The following is a 1,750-nucleotide window of genomic DNA, read 5'->3' as shown; positions in this document are numbered from 1 at the left end:
GCTCTTTAACAATTTATCAGACAATCTGTGTGGGCACTCAGATGACTGGATTCTTAAACGTCCCAGGACGCTAAATGAATACCAAGTCTCAAGAGTGAACACGTAATTCATTACGAAGTTCTTTTCTTTAGAAATAAAGAAGCTTTGAGCATCAAACTTTTAAATTGAAGAGTTTGATCATGGCTCAGATTGAACGCTGGCGGCAGGCCTAACACATGCAAGTCGAACGGTAGCACAGAGAGCTTGCTCTCGGGTGACGAGTGGCGGACGGGTGAGTAATGTCTGGGAAACTGCCTGATGGAGGGGGATAACTACTGGAAACGGTAGCTAATACCGCATAACGTCGCAAGACCAAAGAGGGGGACCTTCGGGCCTCTTGCCATCAGATGTGCCCAGATGGGATTAGCTAGTAGGTGGGGTAACGGCTCACCTAGGCGACGATCCCTAGCTGGTCTGAGAGGATGACCAGCCACACTGGAACTGAGACACGGTCCAGACTCCTACGGGAGGCAGCAGTGGGGAATATTGCACAATGGGCGCAAGCCTGATGCAGCCATGCCGCGTGTATGAAGAAGGCCTTCGGGTTGTAAAGTACTTTCAGCGGGGAGGAAGGTGTTGTGGTTAATAACCGCAGCAATTGACGTTACCCGCAGAAGAAGCACCGGCTAACTCCGTGCCAGCAGCCGCGGTAATACGGAGGGTGCAAGCGTTAATCGGAATTACTGGGCGTAAAGCGCACGCAGGCGGTCTGTCAAGTCGGATGTGAAATCCCCGGGCTCAACCTGGGAACTGCATCCGAAACTGGCAGGCTTGAGTCTCGTAGAGGGAGGTAGAATTCCAGGTGTAGCGGTGAAATGCGTAGAGATCTGGAGGAATACCGGTGGCGAAGGCGGCCTCCTGGACGAAGACTGACGCTCAGGTGCGAAAGCGTGGGGAGCAAACAGGATTAGATACCCTGGTAGTCCACGCCGTAAACGATGTCTATTTGGAGGTTGTGCCCTTGAGGCGTGGCTTCCGGAGCTAACGCGTTAAATAGACCGCCTGGGGAGTACGGCCGCAAGGTTAAAACTCAAATGAATTGACGGGGGCCCGCACAAGCGGTGGAGCATGTGGTTTAATTCGATGCAACGCGAAGAACCTTACCTGGTCTTGACATCCACAGAACTTGCCAGAGATGGCTTGGTGCCTTCGGGAACTGTGAGACAGGTGCTGCATGGCTGTCGTCAGCTCGTGTTGTGAAATGTTGGGTTAAGTCCCGCAACGAGCGCAACCCTTATCCTTTGTTGCCAGCGGTTCGGCCGGGAACTCAAAGGAGACTGCCAGTGATAAACTGGAGGAAGGTGGGGATGACGTCAAGTCATCATGGCCCTTACGACCAGGGCTACACACGTGCTACAATGGCGCATACAAAGAGAAGCGACCTCGCGAGAGCAAGCGGACCTCATAAAGTGCGTCGTAGTCCGGATTGGAGTCTGCAACTCGACTCCATGAAGTCGGAATCGCTAGTAATCGTAGATCAGAATGCTACGGTGAATACGTTCCCGGGCCTTGTACACACCGCCCGTCACACCATGGGAGTGGGTTGCAAAAGAAGTAGGTAGCTTAACCTTCGGGAGGGCGCTTACCACTTTGTGATTCATGACTGGGGTGAAGTCGTAACAAGGTAACCGTAGGGGAACCTGCGGTTGGATCACCTCCTTACCTGAAAGAACCTTTCTCTGTAGTGTCCACACAGATTGTCTGATGAAAA

1 rRNA gene is annotated in these 1,750 nt (G+C 52.6%); it reads left to right on the top strand.

From position 1 onward, the window contains the following. Positions 1-161: 161 nt before the first annotated feature. Positions 162-1,701: ribosomal RNA gene (locus RW65_RS12165) — 16S ribosomal RNA — on the top strand. Positions 1,702-1,750 lie beyond the last annotated feature (49 nt).

Origin of the sequence: Enterobacter sp. Bisph1 (genome assembly GCF_000814905.1) — a bacterium.
Taxonomy (GTDB): Bacteria; Pseudomonadota; Gammaproteobacteria; order Enterobacterales; family Enterobacteriaceae; genus Kosakonia.
Note: the sequence above shows the minus strand (reverse complement) of the source record. Positions and strands in the feature narration are given on the sequence as shown.